We start from the raw sequence: 24,074 nt of genomic DNA, 5'->3' as shown, positions 1-24,074 counted from the left end.
ACGGAGCAGACGTGAACATCACGAAAATGAATTGTTTTCGTGTTCCGTGTTGTTCACATCTACTCCGTGACGTTTTTTTCCGTGAAGCTCCGTGTTTTCAGTTTTTCCGTGGGCGGAACTATGACAAATCACATTATCTCAAGAAAAGACGGCACCGAACCGATCAGCACCCGAAAAGTCCGCCCCCTCGCAATCCGCAAGCCGTGCGTAGACACCGCAGAGATCAGCATTACGAAAATCCGCATTTGTAAAAACCGCACGCTGGGCATAACAGCGGCGAAGATTTGCAGAGGTAAAGTCGGCTCCGGTAAAGTCGCCGCCTGAAAGATTTGCCAGAGAAATATCTGCTTCATGAAAAACCGCAAACGCTGCAAAAACTCCTGACAGGTTTGCAGAAGTGAGAACTGCGCCGGAAAAGTTCGCTTCATCAATCACAGCACCGCAGAGATCAGCTCCCGCAAGAGAAGCCCCCGCAAAAACCGCTGCGGTCAGATCAAAGTTCCTGAGGCATGCACCGGAAAGATCCATGCCGGTAAAGTCCTGACCAAGCAGGATCATGATCCCCTCATCAGACTCGCGAAGATATTTGGTGTACCAGCGATTCCACTCAGTGTAGTCACTACTTTCGACTGCCTGAAAGAAAAGCCGGTGGGCGTTCAAAGAAGACCTCCGCCGAAAATAACTGCGCAAAGAAACACAGCAGCAAGGATGATGAAGATGAGAAGGAAGAGAATGTCATGCTTTCCGTCGCGGGCATCTTCCGGGAGAGGAGGCGTCCGAACTTTTTCCTCATGCTGCTCAACGTAAGGGTTCTCCTGTTCAAGCTGTTCAAACTCCGCATGTTCCTCTTGCGTGAAGTCAGAATCAAGTTCAAGATCAACGGGAGTATCAGGATGAGGATGCTTCAAAGTACTGATTATGTACGAGCCCGCAGGTCTAAAAGATTTGGCAGAAGAAAAAATTTCGGGACGACCGAAACTTCCGAAACAGTTTCGGGAGAGGTATTTCGCGACCTAAGCATCAAGTATAGTATGGAGTTTTACACTCCATGCCATGTATGATAAATGAACAAATTCCCTCTCGAGGAGGATATTATGACCTGGATTCGCTAACTGTTGATAAACCAGCCACTATTCGGATATAACCTCATCCTGCACTCGCAGGTTACTACTAACGTCCATTCCCATACAATATCATCTCGGTGAAGGCTGAGAGCTACTCTCTTTTCTATGTCACAGAATTAAAGTCGTCCAAGAACCAATAAGTACCCGTATATTCTCAAGCCAGTAGCGGAGTGAACAAATTTGTACGAGATAGTGAAAGCACACCCCTTGTCCGAGGCGGTTTTTGAAATGTGGATTCGTGCTCCGCAGGTTGCACGAAATGCACAAGCAGGACAGTTTTGTATCATTCACCCCGACAAAGCAGGCGAACGCGTACCCCTGACCATCTCTGGGACCGACGGTGACTTAATCCGTCTTTCCTTCATGGCAGTTGGCACAACAACGAAACTGCTTGCATCCCTTTCAGCGGGCGACTGCCTGCGTGACGTGGTAGGTCCCCTTGGCATGCCAAGCGACATTGCAAAGGGCCCAGAGACCGTAGTTGTCGTCGGCGGCGGCGTTGGCGTTGCCTGTACACCGATCATTGCCCAGGCAGCAAAAGATGCCGGCAACCATGTTATCGGCATTATCGGTGCGAGAAACAAGAGTCTGTTAATTCTTGAGGACGAGATGCGGGCAATCTGCGATGAACTGTTCGTCACAACCGATGACGGATCCTACGGCATCAAAGGATTTGCAAGCGGACCTCTTCAGACGCTGTGCGAAAGCGGAAGAAAGATCGACAAGGTCTGGATTATCGGCCCAGGCATGATGATGAAGGTAACAAGCGGCGTTACCAAACCGTTCGGCATCAAGACCTATGTTTCGCTGAATCCGGTAATGGTGGACGGCACAGGAATGTGCGGATCCTGCCGGGTTACCGTTGGCGGCAAAATGAAGTTTGCCTGTGTTGACGGCCCTGAGTTTGACGCTCATCAGGTCGACTGGGACGATCTTCTGGCACGCCAGCGGATGTATGTGCCTGAAGAGAAGCAGTCGGTCGAGTATCACGACGCTCATCACGAGTGCAGATGCAGGAAGGTGGCGTAAATGGATCGAGATGCAGAGCTTCGCGTAACAGACTTCGCCGAGGTGGATCTCGGATTCACCGAGGCCGAGGTTATAGCTGAGGCCGCCCGGTGTATTCAGTGTAAGAAGCCGAAGTGTGTGAACGGATGTCCGGTAGGAATTGATATTCCAGCGTTTATTCATGCATGCGAGATGGGTGAGTTCCGCGAGGCTTCACGGATCATTAAGAAGGACAACATGCTGCCTGCCATCTGCGGCCGCGTCTGTCCGCAGGAGACCCAGTGCCAGGGCGAGTGCGTGCTCGGCAATAAGGATACGCCGATTTCGATCGGTCACCTCGAGCGTTTCGTCGCTGACTGGGAGCGGGAGAATGGTATTGAGACGCCTGTCCGGCTCCCGCCGACCGGTAAGCGTGTTGCGGTTGTGGGTTCAGGACCGGCCGGTCTTTCGGCAGCCGCGGAGCTTGCACGGTTCGGTCACTCGGTGACTTTGTTTGAGGCGCTGCACGAGGCGGGCGGAGTTTTGATGTATGGTATTCCAGCGTTTCGTCTGCCAAAGGATATCGTGCAGACCGAGATTGATCAGGTGAAAAAACTTGGTGCAGAGGTAAAGACGAATCATGTGGTAGGCCGGAGTGTGCCTGTTGAGGAGCTGCTCGGCTACGATGCGGTTTTCCTTGGAACGGGAGCCGGGCTGCCGTACTTCATGAATCTTCCGGGAGAAAATCTCTGCGGCGTTTACTCGGCAAATGAGTTTCTGACACGGGTGAATCTGATGGGTGCTGCAAGTTTCCCGGCAAATGATACGCCGGTGAAGTTTGGAAAGCGGGTTGTGGTGATTGGCGGCGGAAATGTTGCTATGGACGCAGCCCGTGTTGCCCGAAGGATGGGGGCGGCAGTGACGCTGATGTACCGCCGCGGAGAGGCTGATATGCCGGCGAGGCTGGATGAGGTCCGTCATGCGAAGGAGGAGGGCGTGGAGTTTTCCTGCTGTACGAATCCTGTTAGGTTTGTGGAAGGCGAGAACCGGTCGGTCAAAGGTGTTGAGGCGATCAGAATGGAACTCGGCAGTCCGGGAGATGATGGCCGCAGTTCGTTTGAGCCGATTGAGGGAAGCAACTTTGTGGTGGAGGCGGATGTGGTCATCGAGGCTATTGGTCAGGGACCAAATCCGCTGCTGCTGCGGATGCTGCCGGATCTTGCACGTAACCAGAATGGAAGTGTTGCGGTGAACTGTCTTGGCCAGACTTCGATTCCAACGGTCTACGCCGGAGGGGATGTTGCAACAGGGGCAGCAACGGTGATTCTTGCGATGGGGACGGCAAAGGATGCGGCCCGTGCGATTGATAAGATGCTGCGGAAAGTTCCGCAGTTCTGATAATTTTTTTTTTGGCGGTGGCTTTTGTCGTAGCTCCGCCCACGGAAAACGAACGGAAATGTAATCTCACAAAAAGATTTAGTCGATTTTTTCTGGAAAAAAGTAATCGGGTAAGTGGTGAGCGTGGTTTCGCTTGAAAAAGGAACCGCAAATCCACGCAAATCTCGCTCGCTGATGCTCGCTCCGCAAATCGCGTTTGCTATTTCGTCGCTCTCATCCCGCCGGATTCCGGCGGGCTCGTTGCTATCGCAACCGCGACGGCAAACGCTGGACGGCGCCAGTCGGGCGCCGCCATAGGTTGAATGGATCGCATCCGAAGTGAGGACAATTTGAAAGTTTCAGACACAATGACACACCATGAATATTATCCGATAAACAACATGCGGCGCCCGACTGGCGCCGCCCAGCATTTGCAGTCGCGGTTGCGATAGCAACGAGCCCGCCGGAATCCGGCGGGATGAGAGCGACGGTTCGCAAATGCGATTTGTGGAGCCCGAAGGGCGAGATTTGCGTGGATTTGCGGTTTTCTTTTCTCATCATGCCCATTCGCCACTGACCCGCTTATTTTTTCCAGAAAAAATAGACTAAATCTTTTCGTGGTATCACACGGAGAAAACATCACGGAGCAGACGTGAACATCACGGAAATGAAGGGTTTTTTGATTTCAGTGATGGATATGTCGTCAACTGAATTCTTGCTGACGTCAGATGTCAGATGTCAGACTTCAGATGTCACATAGGTTGTAAGAAAAGATATAGCTGGAAAATTTTTGCTTCTCCTCTCTTCATCGAAGATGAGTGAGAGAGAATATTTCCTCTTGTGGTATAGTTATGACATTGAGTATATAAATACAATCACTTTGTCTCAATTTTTGGTAAGGGAATTTTTTCGGGGATGATCTTTTTTTCAAAAACATAGGTGACATCTGACATCTGACGTCTGACGTCTGACGTCAGTGAGAGGAGGAGAATGGCAAAGCGGGAAATAATCTCAGAACTCCAGAAAACCATTCACTACTCTTCTGCAGATGCTGCCAAAAGAAGAGTAACCTCCCATCTCTTATCAATATATAATCCAAATAATGATTATTTCAATAATCATTTTTGAAAAAAAGTGGAATGATTACTCTTCCATCTTCGGAAGAATTTTCTTGAAACACACAATCTCAAGCACACCGTTATGCAGATGCGTCTCGGTCAGCGCCGGATCGATTGGCGGCACCGGAATCACCGCCGTATACTCCCGCCGCTCGCCTGCATTCAGCTGCAGTTTTCCATCCTGATACGCGATGAAAAAATCATCCTGACAGTTATAGGGCAGTTCCGTCTGAATAATAACTGTCCCCTCATCCTCAAACACCTCGATTGGAATCGTCTTTGGCTGAGGATTAATCGGGGCAAGATGAATCGTGCCCCCGTTTAACACAAACTTCACTCCCATGACGGGCGGGAGCTTCTCCTCGCCGTCGCCCGAAACATGAGCAGTAATAATCTGATGAATAATATCCATCAGATCTTTGTAGGCATCATCCGGTGACTCTGGCATTCTCGTTCACATCCGAAAACCGGGGCTGGGGGGTGACCCCCACTAACCTCAGTTTTCCATCTTCTTAGTTATCTCTCTGATTGCGCTAAAGTCTTTCTGATGACTCATCAGCAGCCTGTCCAGCTTTGCAGTCTGATCCTTTGCAGCCGCATCCTCATCAGCCTTATACTCAGCCATCTTCAGCGCCGTTAACGCCTTATCAAGCGTTGCACGTTCCTCCTCATTGAACCGGTACGGCCAGGAGTCACGTTCCGCATTCCTGCGTCCTTCCTTATCCATCGACGGACGCACACGCTTCAGCGCCTCATCGAAGTGGCGTTTGTAGATCCTCACGCTGCCAATCGCAAGTGAGATCTCCTGCGCCTCTCTGCCTGCCATCGCCTTCACGAACTCGCGGATGGCAACCATCTTCGCCTCGCGAACCAGAGCCTCAATGTCTGCTCCGACAAACCCGTCCGTTGCGGCAACCAGATCGTCCACATTCAGATCCTCGGCAAGCATCTCCTTCACACCCTTGAGGTAGACCTCAAGAATCTGTTTTCTCCCTTCCTCATCCGGCGGCGGCACAAAGATGTGCTGCTCAAGCCTTCCGGGACGAAGCAGCGCCGGATCGATCATATCCGGACGGTTGGTCGCACCAATCACCACCACGTTTTTCAGCTCCTCAAGCCCGTCGAGCTCGGTCAGGAACTGGCTGACTACACTTTCGGTTACATGGGACGAGCCCTCGTAGCTTCCTCTGCGGGGAACGATCGAGTCAATCTCGTCAAAGAAGATGATCGACGGAGACGCAAGCCGTGCTTTGCGGAAAATTTCCCGCACGCCCTTCTCGGACTCGCCGACCCATTTCGACATCAGCTCAGGACCTTTTACCGCGATGAAGTTGCACTCGGACTCGTTCGCGACAGCCTTTGCCAGCAGGGTCTTGCCGGTACCGGGAGGCCCGAACATCAGGAATCCCTTCGGGGATTTTGTGGCAAACTGTTTGTAGACGTCCGCATACTTCAGCGGCCACTCAACTGCCTGCTGAAGCTCTTCCTTGACACCGTCAAGCCCGCCAACGTCAGACCAGTGAATGTCCGGCACTTCAACGAGAACCTCACGCATTGCGGAAGGCTGGACCATTTTCAACGCGGACTCAAAGTCTTCGGCGGTGACCTTCAGACCTTCGAGCTTCTCCTTGGAGATGGTCTCGTCAGGATTCATGCCAGGGAACTCGCGGCGTAATGCATGCATTGCGGCCTCTTTGACGACGAGGGCGAGATCCGCTCCCACAAATCCGTGGGTGGTGTTCGCGTACTTGATCAGGTCAACGTTCTCGGAAAGCGGAACGTTTCTTGAATGGATCTGAAGAATTTCTTTTCTTCCTTCTTTGTCAGGCACGCCGATTTCAATCTCGCGGTCGAAGCGTCCGCCGCGGCGGAGAGCCGGATCGATTGAGTCGGGAAGGTTGGTTGCAGCAATGACGATGACTTTGCCGCGGCTCTTTAAGCCGTCCATCAAAGACAGGAGCTGGGCTACGACACGCCGTTCCATCTCGCCTTTGGACTCCTCACGTTTGGGTGCGATGGAGTCGATTTCGTCGATGAAGATGATTGCCGGAGAGTTTTCTTCTGCTTTCTGGAAGATGTCTCTGAGTTTTTCTTCGGAGTCTCCGTAATATTTTGACACGATTTCAGGACCTGAAATCGTGTCAAAGTAGGCACCTGCTTCGTTGGCGACTGCCCGGGCGATAAGCGTCTTGCCGGTTCCGGGTGGACCGTAGAGGAGGACGCCTTTTGGCGGTTCGATGCCGAGCTTTTCAAAGACTTCGGGGTGTCTGAGCGGATACTCGATCATCTCGCGAACCTGGGAGAGTTCGCGGCCAAGTCCGCCGATGTCTTCGTAATGGATGTTGCCTGCGGATTTTCCTTTCGGGGCGTCGTCTCCTTTGTAGACCGAGTCTTTGTAATGGACTGCGGTTTCGGATCCGATGATGGCGATGTCGCCCGGAGAGACGTCAGAGATGACGAATGCGTAGTATTCGGTGCTGTAGCTGGAGAATCCTCCCCATCCTGAGAGGAACGGGTCTTCTCTCGTCTGCTGGGTTGCAAGCGGGATTGCAATTATCTGACCTTTGGCGATCGGTTTTCCGGCGTACTGTCCCTGAATGAACTGTTCCAGCTGGCGGCTGTCAAGTTTGATGCTCTGGGCTGCGGGCTGGATGGTAATTTTGGCGGCGGTCTGCGGTGTGGTCTTTTCCACCATGACGGTGTCGCCGATACCTGCTCCTGCCGCACGACGGGTGTCACCGTCAATGGCAATCGTGCCCGATCCGCTCACCGAAGAACGCATGACTTTGGCGACGCCGGTTCTTTTGCCGGTGATTTTTACAAAGTCTCCGGAGTTTACGCCGAGTTTTGTCATGACGTCGTTGTTGATTCTCGCGTATCCGCGTCCAACGTCGCTGCTGTCTGCCTCCTGTACAATAAATGGTAGAGTAATTTTGTCAGTCATGAAAGTATCACCTGTAAGGTATTGTTTACTATGCGTAAGCGTTATGTTATATTTAAACTATATGTGTGGGCAAATACCCGCGGGCGGTAAAAAGAGATTTATAGAACCACATTACGCGGAACTTTAGGACGCGCAGGATTACAGATGGTAATTCCGTTTTCGGTCACAATCCAGTCCATTTTCCGGTCGTAGGACTCGGCAGGAATCCGGTCAACTTCCTGACAGGCATAGGCGAGGCCGATGCGGGGGATGTCAGGGTAGACGTCGAAGAATCTGTCATAGTATCCTGCGCCGTATCCGATGCGGTTGCCGGAGCGGTCAAATCCGATCAGAGGCAGGAGGGCTATCTCGATTTTGTCGATGTCTGCCGGAATTTCTGCAGAGAGGGGTTCGGGTACCTGAAAGGTTCCCGGTTCGAGGTCTGCGACTGAGGTGAGGTAGGAGAGGCGGAGTGTTTTTGTTTTTGTGTCAATGATTGGAACAATTACGGTCTTTCCCGCACCAAGTAGACTGTTGATGATGACAAGCGATTCGACCTCAGGTTCTTTGGAGACGTAGGCGAAAACTGTTGTATAGGGCTTGAGGAATCTGATGAGATGCTCGGTGATGTAGTAGCTTTTCTCGCGGCGTTCTTCAAGCGTCAAAGCATCGCGAACGGATCTGAGGTGTTCCCGTATCTCGGCTTTGCTGGGCATAGTTGAGTTATCAGCGTGGGAATGGATAAACATTCGGGTGGTGTGCTATTGTTTTAGAATAGGAGTTACACGGAGTGATTTTGTGAGGTGACGCACGATATCAGAAGAATTATTTTTCAATGTGATGTCGTTTTGAGGTTTTTTGAAACACGAACCACACGAAAAATCACGAAATAATTAACTCACGAAATATTTCCAAAAACACGAAATTTGCTCTTGGATTCAAATTGAACCACCGTATATCTCGAGAAAGACGAGAAGAAAAGAGAACGCGTTACAGTACGAAATCACTCGGGATCACAGTTTGCATCAATGTCCCTATTTCGTGTTTTTCGAAATATTTCGTGATTTTTCGTGTGGTTCGTGTTTGAAAATTTTCGCGATCGTGTAAGCCCTATCTATAATGATTCATTTCGATATCATTTTGGTCTGTTCGATTTTTTTCAAAGATGATTCCAAAAGTGCTGCTTATCACTTCCAAAAGAGCACTTTCAGTACGCGCGGTCCTGGGTTTAAATCCCCTCATGCCAATCATAATGTGTAATGTCGGAGCTGATGCAGAAAATCGAACGGGCGACAAGTTCAACCTTCTTCGACCAGACCGGTCGTAATGAGGGGTCCGGCAAATGCTGCAATGTTATGCGCATTCTGCTTGAAGGAACCTGTTCGTTTGACTGTGCCTACTGCGGCGTCTGCGGTAAAAAAACCGGCGTCAGCTTTACTCCAAAAGAACTTGCCCATGGATACCTTACTCTGCATCGACAAGGACGCGTCGGCGGTCTTTTGCTCAGCACCGGAATTCCCCGAGGTGATGTGGATCTTGGTATGGAAAAACTGACCGAGACTGCACGCCTGATTCGTTCCGCCGGGTATCGTGGGTATCTGCATCTGAAGGTTCTTCCGGGAGCTTCCCGCACCGACATTGCCGAACTTGCAAAGTATGCAACCCGCTTAAGCATCAATCTGGAAGCGCCGAACTCCTCCTATCTCGCAGAGATTGCAACGGTGAAGAATTACCGGTCCGATCTCCTTACCCGCCATCAGTGGCTTGCGGAGATTATGCCGGACCGCCACTCAACCCAGTTTGTGGTGGGAGCTGCTGGCGAGAGTGACAAGGATATCTTCGACACTGTTGCGACGTCCTATGAAAAGTATCATCCTGCAAGGGTTTACTACTCGGCATTTTATGCGATTTCCGATACACCCCTGGAAAAGCATGAGAATACGCCGGTGTGGCGGGCAAACCGCTGGTATCAGATGGATGCTCTTCTCCGGCTGTACGGCTACAGTCGCGGGGAGCTGACTCCCGCATTTGATGAGGAGGGAATGCTGCTGAATACGGATCCAAAAATCCTTCTTGCGCAGAATTTGTCCCTCCTGAATCCGGACACGGCAGAGAAGTCCGAGCTGCTTCGGGTGCCCGGTATCGGTGCGGTTAGTGCTGAGGCGATTGTACAGACAAGAAAAGTGCAGAGTGTCAGAAATACGGCTGCCCTTCGCGGCTGCGGCGTGGTGATGAAACGGGCACTGCCGTATCTGTCGCTTGGAACAACACGCCAGACGACTTTTTCGTCATGGTGCTGAAAAATATGCTGAGGTATTTACATGAATTATGCTGCAGAAGTAAAGGATCTCCCCAATTGTACTGTTTATTACAAACAAGGGAAGATCAGATCCTTTGAGGAGATTCCTGATTTTATTCTCAGGTCGGCAGAGGAGTGCAGGGAGAAAAATCCCGATCTTCGCTGTAATGAGTACTGTTATACCGCTTATCTGGAACCCTGCGATGTGCTGCCGGAGAAGGAGATCATGATCGAGTATGGTCAGGTGGTGGAGGCGGCAGGAAAAGAGACCGAAACCATCCGGTTCAGAGAGCTGGAGGCGGTTCCTGCTGTTTGTGTTCTGCATAAGGGAGATTACGCAAAGCTCGGCGATGCATATGCGTTTGCGTTTGCCTGGGTTGAGGAACATGGTTATGAACTTGCGGCGCCACCGAGGGAACAGTACATTCACGGTGTCTGGGACAGAGAAAACCCTGATGAGTGGGAGACCGAAGTTCAGATTCCGGTGAAAAAACTGTAGAGTTTTTTTCATATTACTTTTTTCAATCACGTGGGGTGAGTCTCATTGTTTGTGATTTATCTGTCTTTAGCCTCACTCGAAATAACCACAGAATGCACAAAACACACAGAGCTTCACGGAAAAAATGCACGGAGAACGCCTGCGGCGCCGGATTCGCATGCCTTCGGCCTGCTCACCGCTTCGCGAGAATGCACGGAAAGATCTCCAAGACAATTTATCCTCTATTACTCTCTCAAAATATGAATAATATATTCCGTGCATTCCGGCGCCGCAGGCGTTCTCCGTGCATTTTTTCCGTGAAGCTCCGAAAATTTCTGTGTGATCCGTGGTTATTCCAAGTAAAACCATATGGCGAAAAATCACACTGCGTGAGTCCTATTCAAAAAAAAATTACTGAAGTTTGGCAAGGACGCGGTCCTTCTTTTCCCGTGCCGCAGCCGCCGCCCGATCAATTCCTCTCTTCATCTCCTCAAAGTCGCGGCCCGGCCGGTCGACAACTTTCTTCAGAGGAGTATAGGGAGCCTCGCGGAACTTTGGCAGAAACTCTCCCTCAACACCATTCCTGATGAGGCGAGAAACGCCCGGACCTTCGCGGACAAATCCTATTCTCTCCATCCGAACCCCTGCCTTCGCAACAGTCGCAATGATCTCATCCGCATACTCTGGCGGTGCCACAACAAGAAGAGCGTCCAGACTCACGCCAAGATAATCGATGCCGAGTTTGTCAAGAAGAGCCAGAACCTTGGGTGCGACAAGACCGCGAAGCGGAGCATCATCCACAACAACCGTACAGCTCGCGGTTTCCGCCATCTCAAACACATCGCCGCGAAGACCGCCGTTGGTCACATCGGTCATCGCATGAATGCGGGGGAAAACCTGCGATCTGATCAAAGCATCGCATGCTTTCAGGAAGTGCAGATTGATCGTCTCCTCCACAACCTCAGCATTGCCTGAGTAAATCGCTGCGGTCGCAATCGTCCCGCCGCCCGAGCCGGTCGTCATCAGCAGCACATCGCCAGGGGTTGTCGACTTTCTTGCAGTCACATGATCAGCTACCCCAACCACACCCACGCAGCCGGTCATCCGATCGCCAATCACCATATCTCCGCCAATGCGGAGTGTGGACCCTGCAATCAGGGGAACGTTCAGGGCTCCTGCCACCGTAGTGATTCCTGCCGTGTAGTCAAACAGCTTCGCCACATCACCGTCATCAGCGATGTGGACGTCGGAGATGAGACCGACCGGTTTTGCTCCCATCACATACACATCGCGAAGCGTCGCACGGGTTGCATGAAATCCGGCAAGGAACGGAAAGTCAGACAGACGCGAGTGCATGCCGTCAACCGTTGTGATAACATACGTCCCGTTCGCCCGGACAACTCCGCCGTCATCCATCTGATCCACGCCCACATCAGCAGAAGTCTTGCCGATCACCTCGGCAATTTTTCGATGTGCGTAAAAATCTCCGGAGCCCCTTGAACCGACACCGAACTCTCCCATGGTCACGCCAGCGTGTTCATAGGAAAACAGATCGCCGGTCAGCCCTTCGGTTATCTTCACTTCGTCGATGACCGCACGGGCAACTTCAGAGGCGTAACCGGCATCGATATTTTTTATTTCAAGAATGCGTTCCTGCAGCAGTTTCAGAACCTCTTCCTCAGAGATTCCTTTATGCAGACTGCGGCGGACATATCCTTCAACATCCATACAATACTTGCGAGATAGCAGCCTATAAAGTTAGCCAAAGGGCAGGATACGAGAACTCTTATGGTTCAGCATGCAAAGGATATCAGTATGAGAAATACGCCGGATACATCGGAAAAATATTCGCAAAAGTCTGCCGGGAATCTGCTCAAGGGAATGGCGTTTGCCGTATCCGTTGCCGGTTCTGACCCGTCAGCCGGTGCTGGACTGCAGGTTGATCTGAAGACGATGACGGCATGTGGTGTTTGGGGAATGACAGTCGTTGCTGCTCTTACCGCGCAGAATGCAAACCATGTGACAAGCACTGCGTCTGTTGAGCCGGAGTTTATCGGCCAGCAGATTGCAGCTCTTGAGGAGGATTTTCCAATCGGGTGCTACAAGACAGGGATGCTGAAGAATGCGGAGACGGTTCGGGCTGTTGCAAAATCCCTGCCTGAGGATCGGGGGCTTGTTATTGATCCGGTTCTTCTTGCAACCCGCGAGTATCGGCTGCTGGATGAGGGAGGAGAACGTGAACTTGTCGAGTCGCTGATTCCCCGTGCGAGTGTGGTCACGCCAAATTTACCGGAGGCAAAGGTTCTCTCAGGCATCGACATCGTCGATGCCGCATCGATGGAGGAAGCAGCTCACTGGTTCCTGGATCTCGGGGCAAAGTCTGTTGTCATCAAGGGAGGACATGCAGATTTCCGCAAGGCAACGGATGTGTTTGCTGATAAAAACGGAACAGTGCTTCTGCACGGCAATGTGTATCCGCTTGAGGATGTTCACGGTTCGGGCTGCTGTTTTGCATCAGCCATTGCATCCCACATTGCCCTCGGCTATCCGGTCAGAGATGCATGTTCAGAGGCGAAGTCCTTTGTGGACAGTGCAATCCGCTACGCTGTTGAGTATGCTCCGGGAAGATTTACGATGAATCCCGGATGGCAGCAGCATACCAGCTACGGCAAGAAATTCTGATTTCAAACGCGAATGACGCGAATGAAAAATCGCCAATGGCGATTTTTTTAATAAATAAAATTACATTTTTCACCATTTCATCAACAAGCTCTCCGAGGCGCGAAGCGTCGAGTGCGTCGGAATTATTGATTTCTGTGGGGCTTTCCCGTGCCGCGTTCGCGGCAGGGAAAGCCCCACATTAGAAATCGGAAATTCCGACTCGTAACCTTAACAATCTCAGAAGGCAACATATACGATAATGACTGATGTGAAGGTTCCTCTGGACGTCCCCGAATGTATGCGGGACCAGTATATTGCAAACTACAATATGATCACCGCAGGTTCCGGCCGGCTCATGCTGTTTGCCGGCGATCAAAAGATCGAACACTTAAACGATGACTTCTGCGGCGAAGGAATCCCTGCTGATGACGCAGATCCGGAACACCTCTTCCGCATCGCAGCAAAAGCAAATATCGGCGTGCTTGCCGCACAGCTTGGACTCATCAGCCGCTACGCAATGGACTATCCTGATGTCCCGTATCTGGTGAAGATGAACTCAAAGACCCACCTCGTCGGCGTCTCCCAGAAAGATCCGGTCAGCCCGCAGCTCTGGACTGTTGATCAGATCGCAGACATCGCAGACCGCGGTGTCAAGATCGCAGGAATCGGCTACACCATCTACCTCGGCAGCGAAGAAGAAGCAGACATGCTTGCAGAAGCAGCCCAGCTGATCAACGCAGCCCACCAGTACGGCATGGTCACCGTCCTCTGGATTTACCCACGCGGCAAAGCAGTCAAAGACGAAAAAGACGCACACTTAATCGCAGGAGCCGCAGGTGTAGCCGCATGCCTTGGCAGCGACTTTGTCAAGGTCAATGCACCGAAAAAAGAAGGAGTAAACTCTGCAGAACTTCTCCGCGAAGCAGTCAAAGCAGCAGGCAGAACAAAGCTCGTCTGTGCCGGCGGCTCGGCAACCACGGAAGAAAAGTTCCTCAAAGAACTCTATGAACAGATTCACGTCGGTGGGGCAGCAGGCAACGCAACCGGAAGAAACATCCACCAGAAGACACTGGATGAAGCAGTAAAGTTCTGCAACGCAATCTATGCAATCACGGTTGAAAACAAAACCGTCGCTGACGCAGTTGCGATGCTCAAATAATTACAAAAAAATATTTTTTTTTATTTTTACGAATGTGTTCCGGAAACCGACCAGGCACCATTCGCACTGACCGATACCAGACACACAACCGTTCCGCCGGCCTTCGGATTTTTCAGCAGATATTTGGAATCTGTAGCGCCCGCAGGAATCACCACATCGCCGACAACCGTTCCGTCAGCCTGATAAAATATCAGCTCGGCAGGAACAGTGCCTGAGTTTGACATGGTCAGCATCTGATCACCGGTGATGGCATAGTACTGCGTCACCTCATCGCCATTGCCGGAGATAGAGGAGAACGGAATCGGATTCACCGGAAGCGGCTGGGTTATCTCAAAGCCCCAGTTTCCTACCGTGTTCACATTCAGCGTGTAGGATCCTGCAATCTGTACCGGATACACAACTTGCGTCTTTGCCGGACCTCGGGCATCCGAGTCAAGCATTCCTGCCGACACGCCGTTCGCATACAGGGTTGCCGAGATCGAATCTGATCCCTGATAGTAGCCGTTAAACACAGCGACGCCTTTCTCCAGAGTGAACGGGGCAGAGGTCATGGTGTTTGATCCGGTAATGAACATAATACCGTTTGGGCGGTAGGTATTGAAAGACGCAAGGCTCGCATCGTACGGACCGTCCACCAACAGCTGCCAGGTGCCCGAAGCGATCACATCAAACGTGTAGTACCCGGCATCATCAATCTCAAACGCGGTCTTTCCTTCGTAAGAGTTGAGTTCATTGAACAGCATGTCCACATGCTGACCGTTCTCACAAAGCCAGACCACAAAGTTTCCGGTGCCGTAATTTTTGCCGGTGATGATCGAGACTCCGGGGTCCAGCCATATCTGCCAGGTCTGCATGGTTCCGGATCCGTCAATCTGATGCATGGGCATCTGGGTTCTCTGGGGTTTTGGTGTCTGAGTCTGAACAGCTGTTACTTGGGTTGGAGCGGTTGTTGGAATCTCCGTCATCGTCTCTGACGGAGTCGGGGTCGGCGTTGTAGGCTGACCCGGGATATACTGAATGCATCCTGCACCAAATACTGCGGCGGCAACAAGCAGCAGGACGGCAAGGATCAGCAGATATTTTTTCATATGTTATCTCCTATGACGCCAGAACTGATAATTTTTCGGGAGGAAGGAAAATCATAATCACAATATTCAAAAGAGAAACGCACTGATACTTACATATTCACGGGAATTTGAATTTCCGTGGTGTTAGTAGAAGTGGAAGTGATGTTTTTGAAAAAAATTCTCTACATGATTCTGATGGTGTTCGCCGTGCTGCTGCTTGCCGCAGTATCTCCTGTTGCAGCAGCTGGTGAGAACAGCGGTTATATTGAGGTCTCCTGTAATGTTGACGGAGCCTTAATTGAGTTAATTGATGTAAACGGCAATGTCGCAGACAGCGCATACTGCTACGGAAGACTGACGTTTGACGTTCCTGTTACCGGAACACCGATCACTCAGGTCAGGGCAAGCAAGAGCGGCTACTATGGTGACAGTTCTTCAGTCTCCATGCCCGCAGCCGGAGAGTATGTCTCGGCATCTCTTACTCTGGTATCGATTCCTCCGACATCGGTCGGCGGTGATGTCGGATACATTCAGGTGTCCTGTAATGTTGACGGCGCATTCGTCGAACTCCTGAGTGCATCAGGTTCAGTTCTCGACAGCGGCTACTGTTATGGTCCGACAACATTTACCGTCTACACAACCGGAACGCCGGTAACCGATGTCCGTGCAAGCTCTCCGGGATTCTATGAACAGACCTCTCCGGTCACGATGCCGGGAGCTGGACAGACAAGCTACGTGTCCATCACGCTGAGTATGCTTCCAGGCCCCATTCCGACTCAGTCGCCAATGGGCTTTGCACTCTTCGGACTTCTCGGCCTCGTCGCAGTTGCCGCGGTTCTGAGACGCAACTAAAAAATTATTTTTTTTACGTGAATTATTTTTGTATAGGAGTTACGCGGGATGATTCTGCGACATGTGGTCTCGCTTGGAGTAACCACGGAATGCACAGAGTACACGGATCTTCACTGAAAATCACATACCTTTGGTCTGCTCACCGCTTCGCAAAAAATGCACGGAGAACGCCTGCGGCGCTGAAATGCACGGAAAGATTTCCGAGATAATTTTTTTAATTCTCTCAAAATATGAAAAAATATATTCCGTGCATTTCAGCGCCGCAGGCGTTCTCCGTGCATTTTTTGCGATGAAATTTCATTTTTCCGTGAAACTCCGTGTGTTCTGATTTTCCGTGGGCGGAGCTGCGAAAAAAATCGTAAAAAAAAGTTCAGGGACTCTGGCCCTGAAACATCACCGCAAACCGCGTGACAAGAGCCGCGAGGATGAAGTATCCGAGCAGCACATGCACCAGAGAGAAAAACATCGGAATGTATCCGAGATTTTTGGTTGCAATGTCGGTGATGCTGAAGAGAATCATCGTGGTCTGCATGAATCCCATCAGCGGGCCTGCCGTATTGTCAAGAAGCGCCACAGACTCAATGCCTGTTGGAGTCATCACCGGCAGAAGAGGCACGACATACAGATACAGGAAGGTAAACACCAGATTCAGCAGGATGAACGCTCCGACAATCGGCCAGGTTTTGCTGCCGTAGTCTGAGATTTTCCAGAAGAGTTTGATTGGCAGATTCACAAATATCGACTCAAAAACCTGAAGGATGCCTTCGAAGAATGTCCGGACAGGTTTTGCGGAAAACCGTTTCTTCCACTGATCAGCTCCTGACGAAGATGAGGAAGCAAAGCCCCGCATTTTTGCAGCGACAGATGAGTTCTCGGGAACATACGGCTGTTTGATCTTCGGAAGTTCGGGTTCTTCGGGAATGCCTGCCTGCCGTTCAAGCCAGTGGAGAATTTTCTTCTCGGCATACCACTCGCCCCACCAGATCTTGCGAATATTGCGAAGAAGTCTTGACTGAAGTTTCGGATCGACTCTCGCGGCTGATATGCCGACACCGGTAAAGTCGGTGTTGCCGTCAATCGCACACTTCGCAATGACGGTCCTGCCGTCAACACTGGCAAGGTAACAGGTCGTACCGAACAGCGTTGAGTTGCGGAATTTTACGCCTTCGAGGTACGCCTCCGAGAGATCAGCACCGGTAAGGTCAGCGCCGGAGAGGTCAGCCTCCTTGACATCAGCCTCGCGAAGGTTTGCCTCGACAAGTTTCGCCCGCCAGAGGATTGCATCCTGCATGTCTGCCTGCCTGAGATCAGCTTTGGTAAGGTCGGCTCCTTCAAGTCTGGCCTCTTCGATCATCGCGTTTCTGAGATCGCATCTCGACATTTTTGCTCCACGCATTTCAGTACGCATGAAGGTCGCATACCGTAGGTCAGCTGCGGTCATGTCAGCGCCATCCATCACCGCACGACGGAAGTCGGTATGTTTGGCAGAGACGCCGCGAAGGACAGCTCCTGAGAGAAGTGCTGCTTCGAAGTTTGCATTCTCCAGTCTGCATGCTTCCATGTTCGCCTGAGTAAGGTCGGCTTCGCCGAGGGCGGCACCCGAGAGGTTGGTTCTGACAAGTTCGGTTTCACGGAGCGTTGTTTCCCGCAGATGGGCACCAACTAAATCTGCGTCGGTGAGGATGGCTTTTTTCAGGTCGGCACGGTCAAGTTCAGCATCATGGAGGTCTGCACGGAGAAGGTTTGCACCGATAAGTTTGGCGTCGGTGAGGTTGGCACGGGAGAGTTTTGCGCCGTCAAGTTTTGCTTCGGTGAGATCTGCGTCAGAGAGATTCGCCTCGCGAAGGTCAGCTTCGCTGATCTCTGCTTCGGTGAGTACTGCGCCCGAGAGGTCTGCTTCGTAAAGATTTGCTCTGAGAAGGACAGAGTAGGAGAGGTCTGCGTCCCTGAGGACGGCGAGGCCGAGTTTTGCTCCACGCATTCTGGCGCTGCTGAGTTTTGCGCCGGAGAGGTCAGCCTTGAACAGGTCGGCTCCTTCGAGGTTTGCTTCACGAAGGTCAGCGCCCGAAAGGTTTGCCTCCCTGAGGTCAGCGCCCGAAAGGTTTGTCTCACGAAGGTCAGCGCCCGAGAGGTTCGCCTCTCTGAGGTCGGCTCCTTCAAGAACTGCGATGCTGAGTTTTGCGCCGGAGAGGTTTGCCTGGAACAGGTCGGCTCCTTCAAGGTTTGCTTCCCTGAGGTCGGCGTCTGAAACATTCGCGGCTTTGAGATCAGCTCCTTCGAGGTTTGCTTCCCGCATGTCAGCACCGGAGAGGTCAGCTTCATGGAGGTCGGCACCGGTAAGGTTCGCACGAAAGAGTGAGGATTTGGCGAGATGCGCACGGGCGAGTGAGGCTTTTTCCAGATTGGTTTTGTAGAAGTTGGCACGTTCCAGCCATGCGTCCCGCAGTTCGATACCTTTGAGGTTGAGTTCTGCAAGGCCCGCGCCTTCAAGGCGGACGCCGTGATCTTCGGCACTGTCATATACGGTGTCATGAAGTCCTGCACGATCCATCCAGATGTCAGAGCCGGAAATGGATTTGAGCTCTTCGACGACGGCGAGATATGGTTTGTTCCATTCGCTGAGGTCGCCGGTCTTTGCGCAGTGAATCAGACGATTGTACTGGTTTTGATCGAATCCCGGTCCGGGATTCTCCGGACATCCTTCTCCCTCTCCCATAGATATCCGTTTAATCTGACGGCAAATATCATAAGGGTAACGTGTTGCAGCGAACACTTAAGCGTCCCTGCGAACAAAATACATACGAATGCAGCTTTTTCAAAGTGTGGAGACCGCAGTTGTTACGGAGGGATTTCTGCTGATGATGACGATTCTCGGGTATTATCTGATCAGCGGACAGGTTGCAGGCATGGAAGATACGCGGCCGCTGGATGTTTTCGTAATTATTATGGCGGTTCTGCTTTCGATTCCGCCGCTGTGGATTCTTCGATATTATCTGGGGAAAATGACGTGAGTGGTAAAAAAAATAATTTCCGTTAATGGAAATTATTTATAGATGGTTTTGTTTGGAGTAACCACAGAATGCACAGAGCACACAGAGCTTCACGGAAAAAATAAAAAATGCACGGAGAACGCCTGCGGCGCCGGAATGCACGGAATATATTTTTCATATTTTGAGAGAATAAAATAAATTATTTCGGAAATCTTTCCGTGCATTCCGGCGCCGCAGGCGTTCTCCGTGCATTTTTTCTGTGAAGCTCCGTGTACTCTGTGCATTCCGTGGTTATTTCAAGCGAGGCCACATATAAAAAAAATTCCGAAAATAAAAAAAATCGAATTACTTCCCATCAATCATATCCAGGAAGTAGGCATGAACTCGCGTATCGCAATCAAGCTCAGGATGAAACGCCAGAGCCAGTTGATTTTTCTCGCGGACCGCAACGATTCGTCCGTCAACGACTGACAAAATCTCAACATCAGCTCCCGGATTTTCGACGCAAGGCGCACGAATAAACGTCATCGGAACATCCCCCACATCCGCGAACCGTGAGACCGTCTCAAAACTTCCAAGCTGTCTGCCGTAGGCATTCCGAACCGCAGTGATATCCATCGTTGCAAGACAGGGAACTCCTCCCTCAACGCGTTTTGCAAGAACGATCAACCCGGCACAGGTACCCATAACCGGCAGGCCAGCAGAAATTTTTTCCCGGAGATCAGAGAAAATCCCCAGGTCATGCAGAAGTTTCGTAATAGTAGTGCTCTCGCCTCCCGGGATGATGAGGCCGTCCAATTGCTGGCTGAGATCAGATCTCTTCCGAATCTCAACAGCCTCAACACCAAGCGAGCCAAGCATACAAATATGCTCGGTAAACGCTCCCTGCAGTGCAAGAACACCGACTCGCATGAAATTATTTGCCCCGTTCTGCCATCAGAATCGAGATCTCTTCAGCATTGATGCCAACCATCGCAGGACCAAGATCCTCGGAAAGTTCGGCAAGAACGTTTGCATCATTGAAGTTGGTGACAGCCTTCACCACAGCTGCCGCACGTTTTGCCGGATTGCCGGACTTGAAGATGCCGGAGCCGACAAACACACCTTCTGCTCCAAGCTGCATCATAAGAGCAGCATCAGCAGGAGTTGCAACGCCGCCGGCGGCAAAGTTTACCACCGGAAGTTTGCCATTCTCGTGAACGAAACGGATGAGATCGTAGGGGACCTGCATCTGCTTGGCAGCTTCATACAACTCGTCGCCACGCATGCCGACAACACGGCGGATATCGCTGTTCAGATCACGCATATGGCGGACTGCCTGTACAACATCTCCGGTACCTGCCTCGCCTTTCGTGCGAATCATCGTCGCACCTTCGACGATGCGGCGAAGGGCTTCGCCGAGATTTCTTGCACCGCAGACGAACGGCACTTTGAACTGGTTTTTGTCGATGTGGTAGACATCATCGGCCGGAGAAAGTACCTCGCTCTCATCGATGTAATCGATCTCGATTGCCTCAAGAATCTGGGCTTCCACAAAGTGACCGATGCGGACTTTTGCCATGACCGGAATAGAGACCGCAGCCTGAATGCCTTTGATCATCTTCGGGTCGCTCATCCGGGATACACCTCCTGCTGCACGAATGTCAGCCGGAATGCGTTCCAGTGCCATAACTGCACATGCGCCTGCAGCTTCTGCTATTTTTGCCTGTTCGGGAGTCGTCACATCCATAATGACTCCGCCTTTGAGCATTTGTGCGAGCTCTTTGTTCAGTTTCGGACGATTTTCAGTCATGATTTTCACATCAGTATTAGTATTCGAACGAGGGAGGAGACTCCGCCGCAGAACTGTTTACATTTATTTTGCTGACATGATATGAGACTTCCGAAAGTGCCCACTTTTGGATAAAATAAATTCTGTAAAAGATGTCGTTTCCTTTATCGTATTCTGGGTGCAAAATTATTCTGAGATGCAGTTTTCACAGTTCCGTTTTGCTTCGGTTCATAAAAAATATCTGATCGTTATGGGCAGTGTTCCAAATACCTGCGGGCATGAGTATCCAAAAGAAGGAAATAGTTTTCTTGCCTACTGTTTCTATGATAGTGCGAAAGGGCTGAGCTGTTTTGTTCTCGGGACCACCATCTTCGCAGACGGAAATCTAACCTTTCTCTCAAACACGCCTGAAGATTCTCTGATTACTCTTGACGGCTGTGAACTTGCGGAGAGAGACTGCATACCGCTTCGCAGCGACGTGTTTGATCTCTCAGGATTTTCGTACATCGAAGCAGAAGCCGAGAGATGCGACCCCTCGCCAAAGACGGTGGAAAAAATTCATCTGAGCAGAGTTTGTGGTATCTGCATTCATCATAACGGACGATGCGGCTGGCGAACGTGCCCGGCGTTTTTGGAACACATTCCTGATGAGATATGGAATGCGGAAGCTGATCCGAAAGTGCCCTGCGGAGCTGACATCAGGTTTATCCCAAAAGAACGGCGGCTGTTTCTTGAGATTGTCGATGCAGCGTCAGGCAAAGCGGTCTACCGCTACGAGGCGACCGGCAACCCGCTTTGCCCCACAGAGATCTGCGAGAGTTCTGATCTTGGCGGATCTATTCTTACAGCGTTTCAGGATATGATGAGAAGCTGGTACTCTCATGTCTCCGAACCCATGAAGGAGTTCCTCCACTGCACAGCAGAGGACGGGGCTTTTGTTGCGGAACTTTCTGCAATCAATGTGGCAATGACCATCAACAAGCAGATGGGACGTGAGGTGTACCGGATCATTGATGAGTTTCCTGAGTATCCGAGTGGTGAATGTCTGAGAACCTGAAACACGGATAGCGCGAGGAACGCGAATCGCATGCCTACGGCCTGCTCACCGCTTCGCGGAATAGCACGAATAAAAAAATCGCCAATGGCGATTTTCAAAATTTACTAAAAAATATTTCAGACAGATTTCTTTGTTTCAAAATGTAGAAATTTTTTTTTGAAAAATCGTCATTGGCGATTTTTGAAAATCTACTAAAAAATATTTCAGACAGATTTCTTTGTTTCAAAATGTAAAAAGAATTTTTTTTGAAAAACCGCCATTGGCGATTTTTTATTCGCGCTATTCGCGTTATTCCGCGAAGCGGTGAGCAGGCCGCAGGCATGCGATTCGCGTTTCATTTTTCAAAAAAATAATTTTCAATCAGCCGGAGGCTCTCACATACTCGGCAGAGTCGCCGCAATTAGCGATAGATGATCGCCCTTCGCAAGCTCTGCAACCCGCATCTGATCAAGTCCCAAGGCCGCAGTCATTTTCTCGCCGTACTCAGGATCAGCCCACACGCAGTGAACTGCGTGGCGGTACTTAATGTTCTCAGTACATGCCTCAATATTTCTCGCAGTGTTTTCGATCAGGAGAACTTTTTTGTCCTCTTCGAGAACTCTCCAGAGATCTCCTCCGGCACGGAAACAGTCATCGGTTGGATCATCGGTCGGGTCATACGCATACATTGCGCCCGAAAGATCCAGCGGCGACTCAAGAACATCCGGCTGCGCAGTCCACACGCCATAACTGTTCGGTGTGTAGGCAGGAGTTCCCCCATAATTTCCGTCGGTCCGCATGTGACCGTCGCGGTGATAATCATGAACCTCGCACTTCGCACGATTGACCGGAATCTGATTGTAGTTTACCCCGAGACGGTATCTCTGAGCGTCGCCGTACGCAAACAGACGGCCCTGAAGGAATTTGTCGGGACTGAAACCAATTCCCGGAACAACATGGGCCGGCGTGAATGCAGACTGTTCGACTTCGGCAAAGTAGTTCTCAGGGTTGCGGTTCAGCTCAAGAACGCCGACCTCAATTAAAGGATACTCGGCATGTCGCCAGATCTTCGTGATGTCGAACGGATTCTCGTAATGGTTTTTCGCCTGCTCTTCGGTCATGATCTGTACATACATCGTCCAGCGAGGGAACTCGCCGCGTTCGATCGCCTCAAAAAGATCGCGGCCATGACTCTCACGATCGTTTGCAATGATTGCCGCGGCTTCTGCATCAGTGAGGTTTTTGATTCCCTGCTGGGTTTTGAAATGGAACTTGCACCAGACACGTTTGTTATTTTTATCGTAGAGACTGAATGTGTGTTCGCCGAATGTATGCATGTGGCGGTAGCTGGCAGGAATGCCGCGGTCCGACATGACGATGGTGACCTGATGGAAACACTCAGGCAACATGGTCCAGAAGTCCCAGTTGTTCTGGGCTGAACGCATGTTGGTCTTCGGGTCGCGTTTTACCGCACGGTTGAGATCAGGGAAGTGATGAACGTCGCGGATGAAGAAGGTGGGCGTGTTGTTGCCGACGAGATCCCAGTTGCCCTCTTCAGTGTAAAACTTGCAGGCAAATCCACGAATGTCGCGTTCGGCATCAGCAGCTCCCCGTTCTCCGGCAACGGTGGAGAACCTGACAAACAGGTCGGTCTTTGTGCCGGGCTGGAGAACTTTTGCTCTGGTGTAACGAGAGATGTCATGGGTTACCGTGAGTGTTCCGTAGGCTCCGGATCCTTTTGCATGCATTCTTCGTTCCGGGATGACCTCACGGTTGAAGTGGGCGATTTTTTCAAGCAGCCAGACATCCTGCAGCATGACCGGCCCCCGTGGTCCTGCGGTAACGGCGTGATCGTTCTGGCCAACGGGAGCACCGACTTCGTTGGTAAGTTTGCCGTGTTCTGACGGTTTCATAATGTAAGATGATTGACGGCTCATTGGTTAAAGATTGGGATATAGGATATTTTTTGGTGTGTTCAGCGATGTTGTATTTGTTTTCGAATAGGAGTTATGCGGTGTGATTTTCCGACATGTGGTTTTACTTCGAGTAACCACGGAATGCACAGAGTACACAGAGCTTCACGGAAAATATCAAAATCGCATGCCTTCGGCCTGCTCACTGCTTCGCAGAAATGCACGGAGAACGCCTGCGGCGCCGGAATGCACGGAAAACATAAGGAGGTCGCCCATCTTCTTTGTTCTTCAGTGCATTCCGTGGTTACTCAGAGTGAGG

At 51.1% G+C, this 24,074-nt stretch carries 21 protein-coding genes; 9 read left to right on the top strand and 12 right to left on the bottom strand.

Going from position 1 to position 24,074, the window contains the following annotated elements:
• Positions 1-138 precede the first annotated feature (138 nt).
• Both McpCs1_RS04015 and McpCs1_RS04010 read right to left on the bottom strand, forming a co-directional pair.
• Positions 139-660, bottom strand: a complete 522-nt coding sequence (locus tag McpCs1_RS04015) for a pentapeptide repeat-containing protein (protein ID WP_338095972.1) — start codon at positions 658-660, stop codon at positions 139-141.
• Positions 657-908: a hypothetical protein gene (locus McpCs1_RS04010; protein WP_338095971.1), complete on the bottom strand. Its 252-nt coding sequence runs from the start codon at positions 906-908 to the stop codon at positions 657-659. The genes McpCs1_RS04015 and McpCs1_RS04010 overlap by 4 nt, the downstream gene beginning before the upstream one ends.
• Positions 909-1,304: 396 nt before the next feature.
• On the opposite strand from McpCs1_RS04010, the gene McpCs1_RS04005 reads away from it, so the two are divergent.
• Together McpCs1_RS04005 and gltA are read left to right on the top strand one after the other, a co-directional pair.
• Entirely contained in the window at positions 1,305-2,153 is an 849-nt protein-coding gene (locus McpCs1_RS04005) for a sulfide/dihydroorotate dehydrogenase-like FAD/NAD-binding protein (RefSeq protein WP_420847062.1), read from the top strand.
• Positions 2,154-3,509 carry an NADPH-dependent glutamate synthase gene (gltA, locus tag McpCs1_RS04000; protein WP_338095969.1) on the top strand — a complete coding sequence of 452 codons (1,356 nt, stop codon included), beginning with the start codon at positions 2,154-2,156 and terminating at the stop codon, positions 3,507-3,509. It abuts the gene before it with no gap.
• 854 nt (positions 3,510-4,363) lie between these two features.
• Here the strand turns inward: gltA and McpCs1_RS03995 are convergent.
• The 4 genes from McpCs1_RS03995 to McpCs1_RS03980 form a co-directional block, all read right to left on the bottom strand.
• Positions 4,364-4,519 carry a hypothetical protein gene (locus McpCs1_RS03995; RefSeq protein WP_338095968.1) on the bottom strand — a complete coding sequence of 52 codons (156 nt, stop codon included), beginning with the start codon at positions 4,517-4,519 and terminating at the stop codon, positions 4,364-4,366.
• 112 nt (positions 4,520-4,631) lie between these two features.
• Positions 4,632-5,054: an Hsp20/alpha crystallin family protein gene (locus tag McpCs1_RS03990; RefSeq protein WP_338095967.1), complete on the bottom strand. Its 423-nt coding sequence runs from the start codon at positions 5,052-5,054 to the stop codon at positions 4,632-4,634.
• Between the two features lie 48 nt (positions 5,055-5,102).
• Positions 5,103-7,550, bottom strand: a complete 2,448-nt coding sequence (locus tag McpCs1_RS03985) for a CDC48 family AAA ATPase (protein ID WP_338095966.1) — start codon at positions 7,548-7,550, stop codon at positions 5,103-5,105.
• A gap of 98 nt (positions 7,551-7,648) precedes the next feature.
• Entirely contained in the window at positions 7,649-8,245 is a 597-nt protein-coding gene (locus McpCs1_RS03980) for a 5-formyltetrahydrofolate cyclo-ligase (protein WP_338095965.1), read from the bottom strand.
• Positions 8,246-8,788: 543 nt separating this feature from the next.
• Here McpCs1_RS03980 and McpCs1_RS03975 point away from each other — a divergent pair.
• Positions 8,789-9,829: a radical SAM protein gene (locus tag McpCs1_RS03975; RefSeq protein WP_338095964.1), complete on the top strand. Its 1,041-nt coding sequence runs from the start codon at positions 8,789-8,791 to the stop codon at positions 9,827-9,829.
• A gap of 21 nt (positions 9,830-9,850) precedes the next feature.
• Positions 9,851-10,327, top strand: a complete 477-nt coding sequence (locus McpCs1_RS03970) for a GyrI-like domain-containing protein (RefSeq protein WP_338095963.1) — start codon at positions 9,851-9,853, stop codon at positions 10,325-10,327.
• Positions 10,328-10,717: 390 nt separating this feature from the next.
• Here the strand turns inward: McpCs1_RS03970 and McpCs1_RS03965 are convergent, their stop codons facing one another.
• Complete coding sequence (locus tag McpCs1_RS03965; protein ID WP_338095962.1) at positions 10,718-12,034, bottom strand: AIR synthase-related protein; 1,317 nt, start codon at positions 12,032-12,034, stop codon at positions 10,718-10,720.
• 60 nt (positions 12,035-12,094) lie between these two features.
• Between McpCs1_RS03965 and thiD the strand changes: the two genes are divergently transcribed.
• Together thiD and McpCs1_RS03955 are read left to right on the top strand one after the other, a co-directional pair.
• The gene (gene thiD, locus McpCs1_RS03960) at positions 12,095-12,988 is read left to right on the top strand and encodes a bifunctional hydroxymethylpyrimidine kinase/phosphomethylpyrimidine kinase (protein ID WP_338095961.1); all 894 of its coding nucleotides are present in this window, start codon (positions 12,095-12,097) and stop codon (positions 12,986-12,988) included.
• Between the two features lie 238 nt (positions 12,989-13,226).
• The gene (locus tag McpCs1_RS03955; protein WP_338095960.1) at positions 13,227-14,126 is read left to right on the top strand and encodes a beta/alpha barrel domain-containing protein; all 900 of its coding nucleotides are present in this window, start codon (positions 13,227-13,229) and stop codon (positions 14,124-14,126) included.
• A gap of 26 nt (positions 14,127-14,152) precedes the next feature.
• Here McpCs1_RS03955 and McpCs1_RS03950 read toward each other — a convergent pair whose 3' ends face one another.
• Complete coding sequence (locus McpCs1_RS03950) at positions 14,153-15,214, bottom strand: hypothetical protein (RefSeq protein WP_338095959.1); 1,062 nt, start codon at positions 15,212-15,214, stop codon at positions 14,153-14,155.
• A 141-nt stretch (positions 15,215-15,355) separates the two neighbouring features.
• On the opposite strand from McpCs1_RS03950, the gene McpCs1_RS03945 reads away from it, so the two are divergent.
• A complete protein-coding gene (locus McpCs1_RS03945) occupies positions 15,356-16,045 on the top strand; it encodes a hypothetical protein (protein ID WP_338095958.1) in 690 nt (229 codons plus the stop codon).
• A gap of 370 nt (positions 16,046-16,415) precedes the next feature.
• Here the strand turns inward: McpCs1_RS03945 and McpCs1_RS03940 are convergent, their stop codons facing one another.
• On the bottom strand, positions 16,416-18,761 hold the full coding sequence (locus McpCs1_RS03940) for a pentapeptide repeat-containing protein (protein WP_338095957.1): 2,346 nt from the start codon (positions 18,759-18,761) through the stop codon (positions 16,416-16,418).
• 88 nt (positions 18,762-18,849) lie between these two features.
• Between McpCs1_RS03940 and McpCs1_RS03935 the strand changes: the two genes are divergently transcribed.
• A complete protein-coding gene (locus tag McpCs1_RS03935) occupies positions 18,850-19,056 on the top strand; it encodes a hypothetical protein (protein ID WP_338095956.1) in 207 nt (68 codons plus the stop codon).
• A 324-nt stretch (positions 19,057-19,380) separates the two neighbouring features.
• Here McpCs1_RS03935 and pdxT read toward each other — a convergent pair whose 3' ends face one another.
• Positions 19,381-19,947, bottom strand: coding sequence for a pyridoxal 5'-phosphate synthase glutaminase subunit PdxT (gene pdxT / locus McpCs1_RS03930; RefSeq protein ID WP_338095955.1), 567 nt, complete (start codon positions 19,945-19,947; stop codon positions 19,381-19,383).
• 4 nt (positions 19,948-19,951) lie between these two features.
• Positions 19,952-20,827: a pyridoxal 5'-phosphate synthase lyase subunit PdxS gene (gene pdxS, locus McpCs1_RS03925; RefSeq protein ID WP_338095954.1), complete on the bottom strand. Its 876-nt coding sequence runs from the start codon at positions 20,825-20,827 to the stop codon at positions 19,952-19,954.
• A gap of 175 nt (positions 20,828-21,002) precedes the next feature.
• Between pdxS and McpCs1_RS03920 the strand changes: the two genes are divergently transcribed.
• On the top strand, positions 21,003-21,863 hold the full coding sequence (locus tag McpCs1_RS03920; protein WP_338095953.1) for a hypothetical protein: 861 nt from the start codon (positions 21,003-21,005) through the stop codon (positions 21,861-21,863).
• A gap of 374 nt (positions 21,864-22,237) precedes the next feature.
• Here the strand turns inward: McpCs1_RS03920 and McpCs1_RS03915 are convergent, their stop codons facing one another.
• Positions 22,238-23,755 (bottom strand): catalase, encoded by a 1,518-nt coding sequence (locus McpCs1_RS03915; protein ID WP_338095952.1) that lies wholly within the window; start codon positions 23,753-23,755, stop codon positions 22,238-22,240.
• Positions 23,756-24,074: the final 319 nt, after the last annotated feature.

It is taken from the genome of Methanorbis rubei, from assembly GCF_032714495.1.
In the GTDB taxonomy this organism is placed as follows: domain Archaea; phylum Halobacteriota; class Methanomicrobia; order Methanomicrobiales; family Methanocorpusculaceae; genus Methanocorpusculum; species Methanocorpusculum rubei.
Note: the sequence above shows the minus strand (reverse complement) of the source record. Positions and strands in the feature narration are given on the sequence as shown.

What these genes read in the sequence shown, in the direction of transcription:
- gltA (WP_338095969.1), top strand. Translation starts at nt 2,154, where the DNA reads ATGGATCGAGATGCAGAGCTTCGCGTAACAGACTTCGCCGAGGTGGAT.
- McpCs1_RS03995 (WP_338095968.1), bottom strand. Translation starts at nt 4,519, where the DNA reads ATGGTTTTCTGGAGTTCTGAGATTATTTCCCGCTTTGCCATTCTCCTC.
- McpCs1_RS03990 (WP_338095967.1), bottom strand. Translation starts at nt 5,054, where the DNA reads ATGCCAGAGTCACCGGATGATGCCTACAAAGATCTGATGGATATTATT.
- McpCs1_RS03985 (WP_338095966.1), bottom strand. Translation starts at nt 7,550, where the DNA reads ATGACTGACAAAATTACTCTACCATTTATTGTACAGGAGGCAGACAGC.
- McpCs1_RS03980 (WP_338095965.1), bottom strand. Translation starts at nt 8,245, where the DNA reads ATGCCCAGCAAAGCCGAGATACGGGAACACCTCAGATCCGTTCGCGAT.
- McpCs1_RS03975 (WP_338095964.1), top strand. Translation starts at nt 8,789, where the DNA reads ATGTCGGAGCTGATGCAGAAAATCGAACGGGCGACAAGTTCAACCTTC.
- McpCs1_RS03970 (WP_338095963.1), top strand. Translation starts at nt 9,851, where the DNA reads ATGAATTATGCTGCAGAAGTAAAGGATCTCCCCAATTGTACTGTTTAT.
- McpCs1_RS03965 (WP_338095962.1), bottom strand. Translation starts at nt 12,034, where the DNA reads ATGGATGTTGAAGGATATGTCCGCCGCAGTCTGCATAAAGGAATCTCT.
- thiD (WP_338095961.1), top strand. Translation starts at nt 12,095, where the DNA reads ATGGTTCAGCATGCAAAGGATATCAGTATGAGAAATACGCCGGATACA.
- McpCs1_RS03955 (WP_338095960.1), top strand. Translation starts at nt 13,227, where the DNA reads ATGACTGATGTGAAGGTTCCTCTGGACGTCCCCGAATGTATGCGGGAC.
- McpCs1_RS03950 (WP_338095959.1), bottom strand. Translation starts at nt 15,214, where the DNA reads ATGAAAAAATATCTGCTGATCCTTGCCGTCCTGCTGCTTGTTGCCGCC.
- McpCs1_RS03945 (WP_338095958.1), top strand. Translation starts at nt 15,356, where the DNA reads ATGTTTTTGAAAAAAATTCTCTACATGATTCTGATGGTGTTCGCCGTG.
- McpCs1_RS03940 (WP_338095957.1), bottom strand. Translation starts at nt 18,761, where the DNA reads ATGGGAGAGGGAGAAGGATGTCCGGAGAATCCCGGACCGGGATTCGAT.
- McpCs1_RS03935 (WP_338095956.1), top strand. Translation starts at nt 18,850, where the DNA reads ATGCAGCTTTTTCAAAGTGTGGAGACCGCAGTTGTTACGGAGGGATTT.
- pdxT (WP_338095955.1), bottom strand. Translation starts at nt 19,947, where the DNA reads ATGCGAGTCGGTGTTCTTGCACTGCAGGGAGCGTTTACCGAGCATATT.
- pdxS (WP_338095954.1), bottom strand. Translation starts at nt 20,827, where the DNA reads ATGACTGAAAATCGTCCGAAACTGAACAAAGAGCTCGCACAAATGCTC.
- McpCs1_RS03920 (WP_338095953.1), top strand. Translation starts at nt 21,003, where the DNA reads ATGCAGTTTTCACAGTTCCGTTTTGCTTCGGTTCATAAAAAATATCTG.
- McpCs1_RS03915 (WP_338095952.1), bottom strand. Translation starts at nt 23,755, where the DNA reads ATGAAACCGTCAGAACACGGCAAACTTACCAACGAAGTCGGTGCTCCC.